We start from the raw sequence: 17012 nt of genomic DNA on the forward strand, positions 1-17012 counted from the left end.
CGGTCGGCTGGATGTTCTCGGCCCAGATGACGCCGCCATGCGCCTCGACGATCTGCTTGGCGATGGACAGACCCAGCCCCGAATTGTTGCCGAACTGCGTCGCAGGGCGTTCCGAATAGAAGCGGTCGAAGATACGCGCCAGCGACTGGCCGGGTATGCCCGGCCCCGTATCCTCGACCACCGCCAGCACCCGGTTGGCCCGGCGGCGGACCCAGACGCGCACGGCATCCCCGTCCTCGCAAAGCGAAACGGCATTCGCGATCAGGTTGACGAAGACCTGCGCCAGCCGGCTTTCCAGCCCGTCGATCACGATGGGGCCCTGCGGCATGTCGGTCACGATTTCCATGCCCCGGTCGCGCGCCTGCCGTTCCATGTGTCCGCAAAGGGCCATCAGCATGGCTACCAGATCGAACGGGCGCTGGTCTTCCTTCACCAGCTCGCTGTCCAGGCGGGACGCGTCGGATATGTCACTGACCAGACGGTCCAGCCGCCGCACATCGTGGTCGATCACGTCGAGCAGAAGATGCCGCTGATCGTCCCGCCGCACCATCCGCAGCGACCCCGCAGCCGAGCGCAGCGAGGCGAGCGGGTTCTTCAGTTCGTGGGCCACATCGGCCGCAAAGCGTTCATTGGCATCGCTGCGATCGTAAAGCGCCGCGACCATCCCGCGCAAGGCACCCGAAAGGCGCCCGATCTCGTCGAGGCGGTCGGTCATGTCGGGGATCGACACCCGCAGCAACCCATCCGGCTGGACCGGCGCGTCGCGCCCGATCTCGGCGGCGTCGGCGAGATCGGACAGTGGCTTGGCGATGGCCGCTGCCAGCGTCAGACCCAGCCAGATCGACACCAGAAGCGTCACCAGCACGACGCCCAGGACGTTGCCGCGCGCGGCGGCGACCAAGCGGTCGATACCCGCCATGTCCGAAGACAGGACGACGACGCCCTGCCGGATCCCGTTCACGTAAATCGGGGCGGAAGCAGACAGGACGTCCGTGGTATCGGCAACGGGCGATCCGCCGGCCGGACCCGCGCCAAATGCCGCGACCGGACGGCCCTGGGCGTCATGGACGAATGCGGCGATGCCCTCGCCAAGAGGCAGCCCGGCAAACATGTCCCCGATCCGTGTCCAGTCGCCCGGCGCTTCGGTCAGGCCGCCGGCGGCGATTCGGGCGATCAGCGCCGCCTCGGCCCGCAGACCGGCCTGGCGCTGTTCGATCAGTGTGCCGCGGAACGGATCGAGCACGACGATCCCCGCCACAAGGACGAGGTTCGCCACAAGGTTGACCGCGATGATCTTTCGCGCCAGCGGCCAGCGCCGCAACCCGATGCCTGCCCGAATGCCGCCGAACGGCCCGACCCAGAGGCTGCGACGGACAGGCGGGACGGCGGTGCAGGTCACGGTCAGCCCTCGTTATACCGATAGCCGATCCCGTAAAGCGTCTCGATCGCCGTGAACGTGTCGTCCACTGCGCGCAGTTTCTTGCGAAGGCGCTTGATATGGCTGTCGATGGTGCGGTCGTCGACATAGACCTGATCGTCATAGGCGACATCCATCAACTGGTCGCGCGACTTGACGAAGCCGGGGCGCTGCGCCAGCGCCTGAAGCAGCAGGAACTCGGTCACGGTCAGCGATACGTCGTGCCCCTTCCATTCGACCGCGTGGCGCGCGGGATCCATCCGCAGATGGCCGCGCTCCAGGATGCGCCCCGTCTCGGCTTCAGACGGGGCGTCACCCGACAGCAATTCCTGCCGCCGCAGCAGCACGCGGATACGCTCGATCAACAGGCGCTGCGAAAACGGCTTGCGCATGTAGTCGTCGGCACCCATCCGCAGGCCCAGCACCTCGTCCACCTCGTCGTCCTTCGAGGTGAGGAAGATCACCGGCAGAGACCCCTTCTGGCGAACCCGCTGAAGCAGGTCCATCCCGTCCATGCGCGGCATCTTGATGTCCAGCACCGCGATGTCGGGCATCCGTCGGCTGAACGCGTCCAGCGCCTGTTGCCCATCGTTATATGTCTCGACATCGAACCCCTCGGCTTCGAGCGTCATGGCGACCGAGGTCAGGATATTTCTGTCGTCGTCAACAAGTGCGATCCGCGACATCGTATGAAGCCCCCAATGCTGATCCTGCGACCCTGGCGCGAATCGGCGCGCCGTCTGTCTCCTCTGACTAGCGCCGGAATGCTTAAGGGCGGCTGAACCCCGCCCAGGCCAACGGCCTGCCTTCGCAAAATGCGTTCTGGTTGCGCTAAAGCCGTGCCCGGCGGCTATCGCTTGGAAATGCGGTCGTGTTAATGACCGCGCGACCGCGCGACCCTTACCGACGCGCCTTTCAGCTCAGGAGCAGCCCCGATGACTCATGGACGCGTCAACCCCGATTGCAGGCTGGACGATCAGGGGATCACCGCCCTCGGCACGGTCCATTACAACCTGATGGAGCCGCAGCTTGTCGAAGCGGCGCTGGCGCGCGGCGAGGGGCAGCTGGGCCGGGGCGGCGCGTTCCTGGTCAGCACCGGCAAGCATACCGGCCGGTCCCCCAAGGACAAGTTCGTGGTCCGCACCCAAGCGGTCGAGGACGATATCTGGTGGGAAAACAACGCGCCGATGACCCCCGACGCGTTCGAGACGCTGCGCGCCGACATGGTCGCGCACATGCAGGGCCGCGACTACTTCGTGCAGGATCTGTTCGGCGGCGCCGATCCCGCGCATCGTCTGGATGTGCGTATCGTCACGGAACTGGCCTGGCACGCGCTGTTCATCCGCCACCTTCTGCGCCGTCCCGAACGGGACGCGCTGGACGGGTTCCGGCCGGATTTCACCATCATCAACTGCCCCACCTTCAAGGCCGATCCGCAGCGGCACGGTTGCCGGTCGGAGACCGTCATCGCGATCAACCTCGATGCGAAAATGATCCTGATCGGCGGCACCGAATATGCGGGCGAGAACAAGAAGTCGGTGTTCACGCTGCTGAATTATCTGCTGCCCGCCAAGGGCGTGATGCCGATGCATTGCTCGGCCAACCACGCGCCGGGCAATCCGGTGGATACGGCCGTGTTCTTCGGGCTGTCGGGCACCGGCAAGACAACGCTGTCGGCCGACCCGTCGCGGGTGCTGATCGGCGACGACGAACACGGCTGGTCAGACCGCGGCACCTTCAATTTCGAAGGCGGCTGCTATGCCAAGACGATCAACCTTTCGCGCGAAGCCGAACCCGAGATCTACGCCACCACCCACCGTTTCGCGACCGTGATCGAAAACATGGTCTATGACGACGAGACCCGCGCGCTGGATTTCGAGGATGACAGCCTGACGGCGAACATGCGCTGCGCCTATCCGCTTCACTATATCTCGAACGCGTCATCGACGGGGCTGGGCGGGCATCCCAAGAACATCATCATGCTGACCTGCGACGCGTTTGGCGTGCTGCCGCCCATCGCCCGGCTGACCCCCGCGCAGGCGATGTATCACTTCCTGTCGGGCTTCACCTCCAAGGTGGCGGGAACCGAGCGCGGCGTGACCGAGCCCGAGCCGACATTCTCGACCTGCTTCGGCGCGCCGTTCATGCCCCGCCGCCCCGAGGTTTACGGCGAATTGCTGAAGGCCAAGATCGCCAAGCACGGCGCGACCTGCTGGCTGGTCAACACGGGCTGGACCGGCGGCGCCTATGGCACCGGCAGCCGCATGCCCATCAAGGCGACGCGCGCGCTTCTGACCGCGGCGCTGGACGGCAGCCTCGCCAAGGCCGATTTCCGCAAGGATCCCAATTTCGGGTTCGAGGTGCCGGTCAGCGTGGACGGCGTGCCCGATCTGCTGCTCAGCCCGCGCCGCACCTGGGACGATCCGGCCTCCTACGACCGTCAGGCCGCCAAGCTGGTCGCGATGTTCGCCGCGAACTTCGCGCAATACGAGGCGCATATCGACGACGACGTGCGTGCGGTGGCCCTGGGCTGACGCCTAGCCCATGACGCCCTTGCGGATCAGGTTCAGCCCCGCCACCGCCAGCACCACCAGCGTGGCGCGGCGGAACCGGGCCTGGTCCATGCGGTCGCTGACCCAGAACCCCGCCCACATTCCCATCGCGGCGGGGATCAGCAGCATGGCCGAGAACGGGATCGTGGCGCGGTTCAGGATCCCCGATTGCAGGTGCCCCGCCAGCAGCGTGACCGATCCCAGGCCGTAGACCACGCCCTGCGCGGCCAGTTGCCGCGCCTTCGGCGTGTTCAGCGCCAGCAGATACAGCACGGTGGGCGGCCCCCATGTGCCCGCCAGCCCCCCCAGCGTCCCGGCCAGCCCGCCCACCAGCAGATCGAAGCGCACGCGTTTGTCGGGCGGCACGCGGAACGTGACGCCGGCAAGCTGGATCATCGACAGCGCGAAGGTCGGCACGCCCAGCACGACATACATGGCCCGCGCCGGGATCATCGTGACGAACTGCGCGGTCGCGAAGATGCAAAGGCAGACGATCAGGATATAGCGCCGAAAGTCGATCAGCGACGCCTTCGCCTCGGCCCAGCCGGCGCGCGCGGTCTGCAATGCGTTCGACATCACGATGGGCAGCACGACGCCCGCGACCACCAGCCGCGGCTCGATCAGGATAGACATGCCCGAGATCATCACCAGTGGCATGGCGAAGCCGACGGCCCCCTTGATGAAACCCGCCATCAGGGTGACGGCGATCGCGAAGATCAGCAGCGGAAGCGGAAGGAGTGTCAGAAGATGGTCCATCCCGGTGCTCTACCGCGTTGCGCGGCGAATGCCATGCGTTTCGGACACATCCTTGCGCCGGGCCGGTCCGCATCGGGGGCAAAACTTCTTGCGGGGAACCGGGGGCACCTTAGTCCCTTTTGCAGATGCAGCATCGAGGAGCGTACCGATGGCCCATGACGGACAGGACAGGATCGCCTTTGCCGACGACGCGTCGGAACTGATCGCAGCCACCGGATCGGCCCTGGCGCCGGTCGATGCGTTGGTCGCCGCGGCGCGGGTCGCCGTCCGCGCGACCGTCGCCGCGGACGGCGGCAAGGTGGATCCCGCCCTGCTGGACCGCCATCAGGCGGCAACGCACGGTCTGGCATGGTTCGCGACCTACGCCCAGTCGCTGCGGCAAATGCAAAGCTGGGCCGAAAAGTTGCACCAGTCGGGCGCGTTCGGCGAGGTCGAGCGGTTGCTGCATGTTATCGCCTTTGGTGAATACCTGTCGCAGATGTCGGGCGGCGTGCCGATCAGCCAGACCGAAATCGTGCGCCCCGCCGATATGGGGCTGGACGAGGCCGAGATCGCCGCCTTCCTGACGCCGCAGGTCAGGCAGTTGACGCGCGCCGGAAACACGCCCGCGAACCGCGCCCGGCTTGTCGATCTGATGGTCGAACGTCAGGCCGAAATCACGGTCGGCCGTTCGGGCCTCGACGACGAGCTTGAGATGATCCGCGAGCAGTTCCGCCGCTTCAGCGCGGAGAAGGTCGAACCCTACGCGCATGAATGGCACCTCAAGGACCAGCTCATCCCGATGGAGGTCATCGACGAGATGGCCGAACTGGGCGTGTTCGGCCTGACCATCCCCGAACAGCTTGGCGGTTTCGGGCTGTCCAAGGCGTCTATGTGCGTCGTCAGCGAAGAATTGTCGCGCGGCTATATCGGCGTCGGCTCTCTCGGCACCCGGTCCGAGATCGCGGCCGAGCTGATCCTGTGCGGCGGCACCGATGCGCAGAAGGAAAGCTGGCTGCCCCGGATCGCCAGCGGCGAAATCCTTCCCACCGCCGTCTTCACCGAACCCAATACCGGATCCGATCTGGGCAGCCTGCGCACCCGCGCCGTCCGCGACGGCGAGGATTGGTCGATCAGCGGCAACAAGACCTGGATCACCCATGCGTCGCGCACCCATGTGATGACGCTGCTGGCCCGCACCGATCCCGCGACCGACAATTATGCCGGGCTGTCGATGTTCCTGGCCGAAAAGACCCCCGGCACCGACGACGATCCCTTCCCGACCCCCGGCATGACCGGCGGCGAGATCGAGGTTCTGGGTTATCGCGGCATGAAGGAATACGAGCTGGCCTTCGACGGCTTCCGTGTCGCGGGCGACAACCTGCTGGGCGGCCAGGAGGGGCGCGGCTTCAAGCAGTTGATGGAGACGTTCGAAAGCGCCCGCATCCAGACCGCCGCCCGCGCGATCGGCGTCGCGCAATCCGCGCTGGACGTGTCGATGCGCTATGCGCAGGATCGCAAACAGTTTGGTCAGCCGCTGATCGCCTTTCCGCGCGTGTCGGACAAGCTGGCGATGATGGCGACCGAGATCATGATCGCCCGTCAGCTAACCTACTATTCCGCCTTCGAAAAGGATGCCGGCCGCCGCTGCGACGTCGAGGCGGGAATGGCCAAACTGCTGGCCGCACGCGTCGCCTGGGCCGCGGCCGACATGGGCGTGCAGATCCACGGCGGCAACGGTTTCGCGCTGGAATACCCGATCAGCCGGATCCTCTGCGACGCCCGGATCCTCAACATCTTCGAGGGTGCGGCGGAGATACAGGCGCAGGTCATCGCGCGAAGGATCCTGGCATGAGGGCGCGAAACGCGGCTTTGTCGACGGCAATCGCCGTGACCGCCCTGTCGGCCTGCGCCCCCGAACCGTCGGTATCGGCGCTGGTCGATCCGGGGATCGCCTATGCGCTGGTCAGCATCGAGGGCCGGCCGTTCCCCGCCACCGCGACGCTGACCTTCCCGGCCTCGGACCGGGTGGCGGGCCAGGGCCCGTGCAATTCGTTCGACGCGCAGCAGACCGCCCCCTATCCCTTCATCGAGATCGGACCACTGCGCACGACACGCATGGCCTGCCCCGATATCGAGGCCGAGATGCTGTATTTCGGCGCGCTCGACGCCGTGACGGTGGTGGAGGCGGCGGGGCCGCAACTGGTGCTGAACGCGCCGGGCGGGCCGCGAATGGTGTTTCAGGCGGAAAACTGACGCGCCATCCGCGCGATCAGTCTGGCACGGGCGGGCGGCAGCGGCCGGTCGCCCAGTGCGGGCACCAGCCGGCCCTCCAGAAAGTGCCCGGTCACGCGCAGCCCGTCCAGCAACTCGCCCGCGCTGGCCGGTCCCTGCCCCGCAAGGCAACCCGGCAGCGGCAACAGTCGATCCGCCCATCGGCCGGCCGCGTCGCGCGCGACCGCCCGCCCGGTCCGGGGCGAAACGAACGCCAGATCGTCGCGCGCGCCCGTGACCGCGCAGCGTTGCAGGTCCAGCCCGAAACCGACGCTGTTCAGCAGCCCCATTTCCCACCGCAGATAGGCAAGCGGCCATTCGTCCTCGTCTTCAAGCAGATCGAGCAGCGCCAGCGTCGCGGCGTAAAGGTGCGGCTGTCCTTCGCGTTCCGGCAGCGCATAGGCCAGCAGCGCCGTCGTGGCATCCAGCGCGGCCAACGCCAGCGGATCGCCCATCAGCCCCGCCCTGCTGCGCACCGCCTCGACCGTGAAGGCACCCAGATGATCCTCCAGCCGGGCGCGCCAGGCGAAAAGAAGCTGCCCGCCCGGCTGCAGCAACGGCGCCAGCCGCCGCCCGCCGCCGCCGCGCACGACCCCCGCATGGCGGCCCCTCTGCGGCGTGAAGGCATCGACGATCGCGTCGTTCTCGCCCAGGCGGCGAACGGACAGCACGATGCCTTCCTCGCGCCACTCGATCATCGACGCTCCTATTCCAGTCCGGGCGCATCCAGCATGTGACGGCCCTCGCGATCCTCGACCTCGATCACCCACAGGTCGGGATCGGTGCGCCTTTGCCCCGCGATGGCCCTGTCCACCTCGGCATCGGTGCCCGCCAGCAGTTCCATCCAGACGCGCGCCCCCGTCATCATGTCGAAACTGCGCTGATAGGCACGCGCCTGCCCGTCCAGTGTGGCGCATTTGACCAGCACCGCGCCCGCCGTCGCATCGCCCCGCGCCACGACGAAGGCCGGGATCCCCTCGGCGGCCAGACGGCGCAGATAGGCGCCGACCCAGAAATCGGCCGTCAGCCTCAAACCTTGCCCCGATCAGGCCCCATCGCCGAAATCCAGCCCGATCTCGCTGTATCTTTCGGCCTCGTCCAGCCAGCCGGGGCGAACCTTGACCTGCAAGAACAGGTGCACCTTGCGGCCCAGAAACGCGGCCATCTCGGCTTGCGCCGCTTCGCGCACGGCCTTGATCGTCTCGCCCTTGCGGCCCAGGACGATGCCCTTGTGACCGTCGCGGATCACATAGATCAACTGGTCGATCCGCGTCGATCCGTCAGCCCGATCCTCCCAGTTCTCGGTCTCCACCGTCAGCTGATAGGGCAGTTCCTGATGCAGCCGCAGCGTCAGCTTTTCGCGCGTCATTTCGGCCGCGATCATGCGCATCGGCAGATCGGCGATCTGGTCCTCGGGATAAAGCCACGGCCCCTCGGGCAGCGACCGGGCCAGCCAATCGCGCAGATCGTCCACGCCATAGCCCTTCTCGGCCGAAATCAGGAACGTCCGCGCGAAGGCGAAGCTGTCGTTCAGCTTCTGCGTCAATCCCAGCAGAACCGGCGCCTCGACACGGTCGATCTTGTTGATCGCCAGCACGACGGGCGCCTTCAGGTCACGGTCGCGCAGGGTGTCGAGGATGGCCACCACACCGTCCGTCAGGCCGCGATGCGCCTCGACCAGCAGGACGACGATATCGGCATCCCCGGCCCCCGCCCAGGCGGCCGCGACCATCGCCCGGTCCAGCCTGCGGCGGGGTGCGAAAAGGCCGGGCGTGTCCACGAAGACGATCTGGCTTTGCCCTTCCATCGCGACGCCGCGAATGCGGGCACGGGTCGTCTGCACCTTGTGGGTGACGATACTGACCTTGGCGCCGACCATCCGGTTCAGCAGCGTGGACTTGCCGGCATTCGGTTCGCCGATCAGGGCGACGAACCCGGCGCGGGTTTCGGTCATTGCGCCTCCAGTGCGGTCAGAAGGGCCCGCGCGGCCGATTGTTCGGCCATGCGCTTGGATTTGGCCGCGGCGCGGGCGGACTGGCCGCTGTCCAGCCGAACCTCGATGGTGAAAAGCGGCGCGTGGTCGGGGCCGTCGCGCGCCACCTCGACATAGGCGGGCGGCGTCTGTCCGCGCGCCTGCGCCCATTCCTGCAATGCGGTCTTCGCGTCGCGCGCGTCGGGTTCGACCGTCGCGATCCGGTCGCCCCAAAGCCGCAGGATCACCGCACGCGCCGCCTCGAACCCCGCATCGAGGTAGACCGCCGCGATGACCGCCTCCATCGCGTCGCCCAGCAACGCCTCCTTGCGGCGACCGCCAGACATCATCTCGGACCGGCCCAGCCGCAGCACATCGCCCAGGCCCGCCTGACGCGCGACGTCGGCACAGGTTTCCTTGCGGACCAGTGCGTTGAAGCGGGGGGCGAGCACGCCCTCGGCCGCGTCGGGGTCGGCAGCCAGCAGCGCCTCGGCCATCACCAGCCCCAAAACCCGGTCGCCCAGAAATTCCAGCCGCTGGTTGTCAGGCCGCGACGCGGTGGCGATGGATCCGTGGGTGACGGCACGGATCAGCAAGTCGGGCTTGCCGAATTCGTGCCCCAACCCGTCGGCGAAGGCCCGCTGTTCGGCGGACAGTTTCACACGATCTTCTCGAAGAAACGGTCTGGCCGCCATGTCCAGAAAAAGAACATCGACCGCCCCGCGGACGAGAAGATGACACGGTCGGCGCGGCCGATCAGGTTCTCGAACGGCACGAACCCCACGCCCATCGCGTTCGGGCTGACGCGGCTGTCGGTGGAATTGTCGCGATTGTCGCCCATGAAGAAATAATGCCCTTCGGGCACGGTGTAGACCGGCGTATCGTCGAGGCGCCCCTCGCGGATGTTCAGGATACTGTGACTGACGCCGTTCGGCAGCGTTTCGATGAACCGTTCCTTCAGGCAATCGCCGCCCAGACCCACGCCGGCATTGGCGCATTGCGGCAGGTTGCCCACAGGCCCCTGCTTCTCGAACGTCTCGACGAAGGTGCCGGCGGGTTCCTGCGGAACCTCCTCGCCGTTGATATAGAGGACGCCGCCCGTCACCTGCACGCGGTCGCCCGGCAACCCTATGAGGCGCTTGATGAAATCGGTGCCGGCGACCGGGTGGCGGAAGACGACCACATCGCCCCGCTCGGGCTCGGATCCCAGCCAGCGCCCGTCGATAAACTTGCACATCGAGAACGGGCACGAATGTTCGGAATAGCCATAGGCCATCTTGTTAACGAACAGGAAGTCGCCGACCAGCAGCGTATCCTTCATCGACCCTGACGGAATCCAGAACGGCTGAAAGAACAGGGTACGGAAAATGCCTGCAATCAGAAGGGCATAAACGATGGTCTTGACGGTTTCGAGCGCGCCGTCCTTGGTTTCCGCCCTGCTTGCCATTCCCGCCCTGCCCGATGCTGCAACCGGCGCTTATTGGGCGGCGCGGGGCATCGTGTCAAGCGACGGGTCATTCCTGTCCGTCGGCGTATAGCGGCAGGACGTCCGCTTCCATCGTGCCGCCGGACCAGCCGAAGGCGTCGTCGCAGGCCTTGGCGAAATCGCCGATTTCGAGGCCCTGGAACATGAAGTATTTCCCGGCGACATTGGCCTTTTGCGCGGCGAAAACCACGCGTTCGATGCCCGCGAAGCGCATGGCGGACAGGCACATCTCGCAGGGTTGCAGGGTCGTGACCAGCGTGGCGCCCTTCAGCGACGTGCGTTCAAGGTGTTCGCAAGCGTTTGTTATTGCGACCATTTCCGCATGGCGTGTCGGATCGTCCTCGGCCAGGACGTGGTTGTCGCCCCATGCGATCACCTCGTCGTCCATGACGATGGCGGCGACAATTCCGACGCGGGTGTCGGATTTCGCAAGGCCGTTGGCGCGGGTTATTGCGCGGGCGAGGGCGGCGGTTTCGGCTTCGGTGGGGGCGATTTGGGGCATGTCGGATCCTTGCTGAGGCGGCGGGAAACGCTTTGGAAGTCAAGGGGTTCCGCCGGTTGCGGGCAGCGCCTCGATGACCACAAAGGCCTGCGCCCAAGGGTGGTCGTCGGTCAGGGTGACATGCACGACCGCCTTGTAACCTTTTGGCGTCATTGAGGAAAGTCGGTCCCCGGCCCAGCCTGTCAGGTGCATGACGGGTTGGCCGGTGGGCAGGTTGGTGACGGCCATGTCGCGCCAGGCGATGCCCATGCGCAGACCGGTGCCCAAAGCCTTGGAGCAGGCTTCCTTGGCGGCCCATCGTTTGGCGTAAGTGCCTGCCACGTAACGCCTTCTTTCGGCGCGCGCCTGTTCTTCGGGGGTGAAGACGCGGTTGCGGAAGCGATCGCCGAAGCGGGCCAGCGTCCGTTCGATCCGCTCGATGTTGCACAGATCCGTGCCGATCCCGAGGATCATCGCACGGCCGAAACGTACAACTTGTACAAGTCAGAGGCCGAAACGTACAAGTCGCGCTGCGTTGCGGGACGGGACACGGATCGTCACACCGATTCAGAGCGCGGCACGGTGTTCGTCCTCCATCCGGTGGATGGCGTCGGTGACGGCGCGGCGCTGTTCCGAGAGCAGGGGCGCATCGGGGCCGGTCTGGGTCGCGGCGAGGGCGGCATCGTATTTTTCCAGCAGGTGCCGTTCGCCGCGCACGATCTCCTCGAGGATGGCGGCGTCGGAGGGGCCGCGCGCCATGTCCTTGAGGTTGAGGAACACGCGGTGCGCCCCGGCGAGGATCGTTCCGTCGTCGTCCATCGCGACGTCGTGGCCGGCAAGGGCGTGGCGGATGTCGGCGGCGAAGCGCGCGCGCTCGGCCTCGAGATCGCGCAACAGGGACTGGATGTGTTCGTCGTTGGCGCGCTGGTGAGCGTCGTGATAGCCGTCGCGGCTGTCGATCAGCGTCTTGTGAAGATCCTTCATGGCGTCGATATGGTCGGTCATCTGCGCGTCCTTCGGATTGGGCGTTCGCGGGTCAACGGGCTGGCGGGGGGCGCGGGTTCCACGCATGGTCAACGCGGCAGCGTATCCGACCACACGTTCAGCACCACGACCCCCGCCACGATCAGCGCCAGACCGACGAAGGCCGCGCCGTCGAGACGCTGGCCCAGCGCCCAGGACAGGGCGGTGACGGCCACGACCCCCAGCCCCGACCAGACCGCATAGACCACGCCCGTGGGCAGCACCCGCAGGGTCAGCGACAGAAGGTAGAACGCCACGCCGTATCCAAGCACGGTGACGGCGGCCGGCCCCTTGCGGGTGAAACCGTCGCTGGCGGCCAGCGCGGTGGTGGCGATCACCTCGGCCAGGATGGCGACGGCAAGCTGGATGTAGGTCGCCCGCATGGCCGCGCCCTAGTGCCTGCGCGCCGTTTCCATGACGCGGCGCATTTCGGCGATGGCGTCGGGCAGGCCGCGAAAGACGGCCTCGCCGATCAGGAAATGGCCGATATTCAGTTCGACGACCTGCGGCAGCGCGGCCACGGGCGGCACGGTGTCGTAGGTCAGCCCGTGGCCGGCATGCACTTCGAGCCCGAGGTCGGCGGCCAGTGCTGCCATCTCGGTCAGCCGCGCCAGTTCGTCCGCGGCATCGTCGGCGCGGCCTTCGGCATGGGCATCGCAATAGGCGCCGGTATGCAGTTCCACGACCTGCGCGCCGATCCGCGACGCGGTTTCGATCTGCGGGCGGTCGGCGGCGATGAACAGGCTGACGCGGCAGCCCGCATCGCGCAGCGGCGCGATGAAGCGGGCAAGCCGATTGTCGTCGCGCGCCACGTCGAGCCCGCCTTCGGTGGTGCATTCCTCGCGCTTTTCGGGGACGATGCAGACCGCGTGGGGCCGGTGATGCAGGGCGATGGCCTGCATTTCGTCGGTCGCCGCCATCTCGAAGTTGAGCGGCACGGTCAGGGTTTCCATCAGCCCTTCGATGTCGGCATCGGTGATGTGGCGGCGATCCTCGCGCAGATGGGCGGTGATGCCGTCGGCGCCGGCCTGAACGGCGATGCGGGCCGCGCGCAGCGGATCGGGCAGCGCCCCGCCGCGCGCGTTGCGCAAGGTGGCGACGTGGTCGATGTTGACGCCGAGGCGGAGGCGGTCGGTCATGGGCTGTTTCCTTCGTTGATCCGGGTCGCGGCCTTCAGCGCGGCCTGCCGGCGGCGCGCGAAGTCCTTTTTCATCCGCGCGATGCGGGCCTTCTGGTAGGCCGATATCACGGGCCGCGTCACGGCATAGGCCACAATCGCCGCGATGGCCCCCGGAATCAGCCCGCCGACCAGATAGGGCAGAAAGACATGGGTGAAAAACCCGTCGAGCTGCGTCCAGCCGACCGGATCGCCGGTAAAGAGGGCGCGCGCGTTCGACCAGAATTCGACCGAGACCTTGGAAAAGGCGGCGAAGGTTTCATGCAGCGGCATGGTGTGCGGCAGGCCCATCATCCAGCTTCCCAGCCGCACGGACAGCCCGGCGATGATCGGGAAGGTCAGCGGATTGCCGACGAAGGTGCCCAGAAGGGCCGCGACGACATTGCCCCCCATAGCCCAGGCCATGCCGCCCGCCAGCAGGAAATGCAGCCCGAAGAAGGGCGTGAAGCTGACGAAGGTGCCGGCCGCCACGCCGCGCGCGATCTTGTGCGCGGGATCGGGCAGGCGGCGCAGGCGGTAGGCCATGTAGAGGACGGCGCGGGGCCAGCCGCCGCGCGGCCACAGCCAGCGGCCGAACGTGGCCAGATAGCTTCGGGGCGTGCGCCGCTTGAACAATTCCGCCTCTCCAACTCGGGCCGTCGGCGATCGGTCTGGCTGCCGGTCAGGGTTTGCGCGACGGATCGCGGACCCGTTCGATGGTGGCCACGTCGCTGTCGGCCTCGAGCGCCAGCCATACGGCATGCATATGCTCTGACGAGCGCAGGTCAATGTCGATGAGGACGCGGAAGAAGTCCTGCTTGCGCTCGATGAAGCGCAGGTCGGAAATGTTAGCCTTCCGCGACCCGATCAGCGTGCAAAGCCGCCCCAGAACGCCCGCGTCGTTGGTGATCGTCATGTCGAAGGTCACGGTATGCACGGCGGGGTGGTTGCCGATGTGCCAGTGCAGGTCGATCCAGCGCTCGGGCTGATCCTCCATCTCGACCAGGACGGGGCAGTCGATGGCGTGGATGCGCACCCCCTGCCCGCGATAGGTGATGCCGACGATGCGTTCGCCCGGCACCGGCTGGCAGCACTGGCCGCGCAGGAAGGCCTGATCCTCCAGCCCGACGATGGCGGCGCGGGCGTCGATCTCGTCGCCCTGACGTTGGGCGAGTTCGGGATAGAGCGTGCCCAGAACGGTGCGCGTGTCGAGTTCGGCCGACCCGATGCGCGCCAGAAGCTCGTCGGCGGACCCGATCCCGAGCTGGCGCGCGGCGGTGCGCAACGCCTTGTCGGAGGCGCGCTTGCCCACGCCGTCGAAGGCGACGCGCGCCAGTTCAAGCCCCAGTCGGATGAAGCGCGCGCGGTCTTCCTCGCGCAGGGCGCGGCGGATGGCGGATTTGGCGCGGCCGGTGACGACCATGTCGATCCAGGTGGGCTGGGGGCGCTGGCCCTCGGCGGTGACGATCTCGCAGCTCTGGCCGTTCTTGAGGCGGGTCCAGAGGGGCACGCGCAGGTTGTCCACCTTGGCGCCGACGCAGCTTTCGCCGATGCGGGTGTGGATCGCATAGGCGAAATCCAGCGGGGTGGCGCCCTTGGGCAGCTTCACGACCTCGCCCTTGGGGGTGAAGCAGAACACCTGGTCCTGATACATCTCGAGCTTGACGGCTTCGAGAAACTCCTCGTGGTCGGAGGCTGATTCGAACTGTTCGGACAGCATCGCCACCCAGCGGGCGGGATCGACGGCGAACGGGTTCTCGACGCGCTGGCCGTCGCGGTAGGACCAGTGCGCGGCGACGCCGGCCTCAGCGACCTCGTGCATCTGGCGGGTGCGGATCTGCACCTCGACCCGCTTGCCGTCGCGGCCCGAAACGGTGGTGTGGATCGAGCGGTAGCCGTTCGATTTGGGCTGGCTGATGTAATCCTTGAAGCGGTCGGGCACGGCGCGCCAGCGCTGGTGGATGACGCCCAGCACGGCATAGCATTCCGACTCGGTCCCGACGATGATGCGGAAGCCGTAGATGTCGGAAAGGCGCGAGAAGCCGATCTTCTTCTCCTCCATCTTGCGCCAGATCGAGAAGGGCTTCTTCGCGCGGCCGTAAACCTCGCCCTCGATGCCGGCGCGGTCCAGTTCAAGGCGGATGTCGGCGGTGATCTTGTCGATCACGTTGCCCGCCTCGCGCTGAAGCTTGATGAAGCGGCGGATGATCGAGTTGCGGCCGTCGGGGTTGAGAACCTTGAAGGCCAGATCCTCCAGCTCCTCGCGCATCCACTGCATGCCCATGCGGCCCGCCAGCGGCGCGAAGATGTCCATCGTTTCGCGCGCCTTGCGCTGCTGGCCCTCGGGGCGCATCGATTCGATGGTGCGCATGTTGTGCAGCCGGTCGGCCAGCTTGACCAGGATGACGCGCAGATCCCGGCTCATCGCGATGAAGAGTTTGCGGAAATTCTCGGCCTGCTTGGACCGGGTGGAGGTGAGCTGAAGCTGCGTCAGCTTGGTGACGCCGTTGACCAGATCGGCGATTTCGGTACCGAACAGCCTTTCCACGTCCTCGTAGCTGGCGCGGGTATCCTCGACCGTGTCGTGCAGCAGCGCGGTGACGATGGTGGCGTCGTCCAGCCGCTGGCGGGCGAGGATGCCGGCAACGGCGACGGGATGGGTGAAATAGGGTTCGCCCGAATGGCGGAACTGCCCTTCGTGCATGCGCGCGCCGTAATGATAGGCGCGCCGCACGAGGTCGAAATCGGCGGTCGGGTGATAGGCGCGGATCCGCGCGATGAGGTCGGTCAGGTCCGCCGGATCGACAAGGGTTGCAACGTCGTCCATCCGGCCGGCCGCGTCCCTACTGGCGCTGCGCTTCCATCAGCGCGCGCAGCAGTTTTTCCTCGGACAGATCGTCCTGCGCGGGCCTGTCGGCCTCGGCCCCCATGAGAAGCGCCATGCGGTCCTCCTCGGGTTCGTCCACCTCGATCTGGGTTTGGTGCGATTCGATCATCCGTTCGCGCAAAGCCTCGGCGGGCTGGGTTTCCTCGGCGATCTCGCGCAGGGAAACGACCGGGTTCTTGTCGTTGTCGCGGGCCACGGTCGGGGGCGACCCGGCGGCGATCTCGCGCGCGCGATGGGCCGCGAGCATCACCAGTTCGAACCGGTTGGGAACCTTGTCGACGCAGTCTTCGACGGTCACGCGGGCCATTGGCATCTCCGGCAGTGGGCCGGACGCGGCGGGCGGACCCGTCGAACGCACGGCAATTTGGACAGAAGATCGTTCGCTAGACCAAAGATAGGCAAATGACAAGGCGATTGCAAACCCCCGCCCTACCAGGGCCGGATCGCGGCCAGATCGGCGGCAGGCAGCGCGTCGCGCATGGCGCGCACCGTCCGGCCCGTGACGGGGTGGCGCCAGTCGGGGGCGATGTCGGCCAAAGGCACCAGCACGAAGGCGCGGTCCTGAAGGCGCGGATGGGGCAGCACCAGGCCGTCGGGCGCCTCGGCCCGCTGGCGGGCGGCGGGCAGATCGTGCCAGCGGCGGAACGTGGCGGCGTCGGGCAGGACGGCATCGCCCGCCGCCAGCAGGTCGAGGTCGATGACCCGCGCGCCCCAGCGCCCGGTTCTGACGCGGCCCATCGCGCGTTCGACCCCGTGCAGGCGATCCAGAAGCGCGGTTGGCGCAAGGTCGGCCTTGCACAGGGCGGCGGCATTGGCGAAATCCGGCCCCGAACCGGGTGGAAAGGCGGGCGTGCGGTAGACGGGGCTGAGGGCGACAAGACGCAGCGGCGCGACATCCAGATGCGCGGCGGCGGCGGCGACCGTATCGCCCGGCGTCCGGCCGCCCATGGGCAGATTCGCGCCGATTGCAATGTAGAAGTCCGGCATGGCACCCCATTCGTCGCATTAAGTATCTTTTATACCACCTGA

20 protein-coding genes are annotated in these 17012 nt (G+C 67.0%); 3 read left to right on the top strand and 17 right to left on the bottom strand.

Going from position 1 to position 17012, the window contains the following annotated elements; all coding sequences use genetic code 11:
- Together OCGS_RS08065 and OCGS_RS08070 are read right to left on the bottom strand one after the other, a co-directional pair.
- Positions 1 to 1399 (bottom strand): ATP-binding protein (locus OCGS_RS08065; RefSeq protein WP_052026155.1); only part of this gene is annotated, 1399 nt, incomplete at its 3' end.
- A gap of 2 nt (positions 1400 to 1401) precedes the next feature.
- Positions 1402 to 2103 (bottom strand): response regulator transcription factor, encoded by a 702-nt coding sequence (locus tag OCGS_RS08070; RefSeq protein WP_007426740.1) that lies wholly within the window; start codon positions 2101 to 2103, stop codon positions 1402 to 1404.
- Between the two features lie 249 nt (positions 2104 to 2352).
- Between OCGS_RS08070 and OCGS_RS08075 the strand changes: the two genes are divergently transcribed.
- Positions 2353 to 3951, top strand: a complete 1599-nt coding sequence (locus OCGS_RS08075) for a phosphoenolpyruvate carboxykinase (protein WP_007426741.1) — start codon at positions 2353 to 2355, stop codon at positions 3949 to 3951.
- A gap of 3 nt (positions 3952 to 3954) precedes the next feature.
- Here OCGS_RS08075 and OCGS_RS08080 read toward each other — a convergent pair whose 3' ends face one another.
- The gene (locus tag OCGS_RS08080) at positions 3955 to 4725 is read right to left on the bottom strand and encodes a sulfite exporter TauE/SafE family protein (protein WP_007426742.1); all 771 of its coding nucleotides are present in this window, start codon (positions 4723 to 4725) and stop codon (positions 3955 to 3957) included.
- A gap of 148 nt (positions 4726 to 4873) precedes the next feature.
- On the opposite strand from OCGS_RS08080, the gene OCGS_RS08085 reads away from it, so the two are divergent.
- On the top strand, positions 4874 to 6559 hold the full coding sequence (locus OCGS_RS08085; protein WP_007426743.1) for an acyl-CoA dehydrogenase family protein: 1686 nt from the start codon (positions 4874 to 4876) through the stop codon (positions 6557 to 6559).
- Entirely contained in the window at positions 6556 to 6960 is a 405-nt protein-coding gene (locus tag OCGS_RS08090; RefSeq protein ID WP_007426744.1) for an META domain-containing protein, read from the top strand. The genes OCGS_RS08085 and OCGS_RS08090 overlap by 4 nt, the downstream gene beginning before the upstream one ends.
- Here OCGS_RS08090 and recO read toward each other — a convergent pair.
- The 14 genes from recO to folK form a co-directional block, all read right to left on the bottom strand.
- Positions 6945 to 7676: a DNA repair protein RecO gene (gene recO, locus OCGS_RS08095; RefSeq protein WP_007426745.1), complete on the bottom strand. Its 732-nt coding sequence runs from the start codon at positions 7674 to 7676 to the stop codon at positions 6945 to 6947. The genes OCGS_RS08090 and recO overlap by 16 nt on opposite strands.
- An 8-nt stretch (positions 7677 to 7684) precedes the next feature.
- Positions 7685 to 8011 carry a DUF1491 family protein gene (locus OCGS_RS08100; protein ID WP_007426746.1) on the bottom strand — a complete coding sequence of 109 codons (327 nt, stop codon included), beginning with the start codon at positions 8009 to 8011 and terminating at the stop codon, positions 7685 to 7687.
- Positions 8012 to 8023: 12 nt separating this feature from the next.
- A complete protein-coding gene (gene era, locus OCGS_RS08105; RefSeq protein WP_007426747.1) occupies positions 8024 to 8932 on the bottom strand; it encodes a GTPase Era in 909 nt (302 codons plus the stop codon).
- On the bottom strand, positions 8929 to 9612 hold the full coding sequence (gene rnc, locus OCGS_RS08110) for a ribonuclease III (protein ID WP_007426748.1): 684 nt from the start codon (positions 9610 to 9612) through the stop codon (positions 8929 to 8931). The genes era and rnc overlap by 4 nt, the downstream gene beginning before the upstream one ends.
- On the bottom strand, positions 9609 to 10397 hold the full coding sequence (gene lepB, locus OCGS_RS08115) for a signal peptidase I (RefSeq protein WP_007426749.1): 789 nt from the start codon (positions 10395 to 10397) through the stop codon (positions 9609 to 9611). Before lepB ends, rnc begins: the two co-directional genes overlap by 4 nt.
- Positions 10398 to 10464: 67 nt before the next feature.
- A complete protein-coding gene (locus OCGS_RS08120) occupies positions 10465 to 10938 on the bottom strand; it encodes a nucleoside deaminase (protein ID WP_007426750.1) in 474 nt (157 codons plus the stop codon).
- 39 nt (positions 10939 to 10977) lie between these two features.
- A complete protein-coding gene (gene acpS / locus OCGS_RS08125; protein WP_007426751.1) occupies positions 10978 to 11391 on the bottom strand; it encodes a holo-ACP synthase in 414 nt (137 codons plus the stop codon).
- A 93-nt stretch (positions 11392 to 11484) separates the two neighbouring features.
- Positions 11485 to 11922, bottom strand: a complete 438-nt coding sequence (locus tag OCGS_RS08130) for a PA2169 family four-helix-bundle protein (protein ID WP_007426752.1) — start codon at positions 11920 to 11922, stop codon at positions 11485 to 11487.
- Between the two features lie 68 nt (positions 11923 to 11990).
- Entirely contained in the window at positions 11991 to 12323 is a 333-nt protein-coding gene (locus OCGS_RS08135) for a DMT family transporter (RefSeq protein WP_007426753.1), read from the bottom strand.
- Positions 12324 to 12332: 9 nt separating this feature from the next.
- Positions 12333 to 13079: a pyridoxine 5'-phosphate synthase gene (locus tag OCGS_RS08140; RefSeq protein WP_007426754.1), complete on the bottom strand. Its 747-nt coding sequence runs from the start codon at positions 13077 to 13079 to the stop codon at positions 12333 to 12335.
- Entirely contained in the window at positions 13076 to 13732 is a 657-nt protein-coding gene (locus tag OCGS_RS08145) for a DUF2062 domain-containing protein (RefSeq protein ID WP_007426755.1), read from the bottom strand. The genes OCGS_RS08140 and OCGS_RS08145 overlap by 4 nt, the downstream gene beginning before the upstream one ends.
- 46 nt (positions 13733 to 13778) lie before the next feature.
- Positions 13779 to 15923 carry a RelA/SpoT family protein gene (locus OCGS_RS08150; protein ID WP_007426756.1) on the bottom strand — a complete coding sequence of 715 codons (2145 nt, stop codon included), beginning with the start codon at positions 15921 to 15923 and terminating at the stop codon, positions 13779 to 13781.
- 16 nt (positions 15924 to 15939) lie between these two features.
- Positions 15940 to 16290, bottom strand: coding sequence for a DNA-directed RNA polymerase subunit omega (gene rpoZ / locus OCGS_RS08155; protein WP_007426757.1), 351 nt, complete (start codon positions 16288 to 16290; stop codon positions 15940 to 15942).
- Between the two features lie 122 nt (positions 16291 to 16412).
- Positions 16413 to 16970, bottom strand: a complete 558-nt coding sequence (folK, locus tag OCGS_RS08160) for a 2-amino-4-hydroxy-6-hydroxymethyldihydropteridine diphosphokinase (protein ID WP_007426758.1) — start codon at positions 16968 to 16970, stop codon at positions 16413 to 16415.
- Positions 16971 to 17012 lie beyond the last annotated feature (42 nt).

Origin of the sequence: Oceaniovalibus guishaninsula JLT2003, assembly GCF_000299575.1 — a bacterium.
GTDB classification, from domain to species: Bacteria; Pseudomonadota; Alphaproteobacteria; order Rhodobacterales; family Rhodobacteraceae; genus Palleronia; species Palleronia guishaninsula.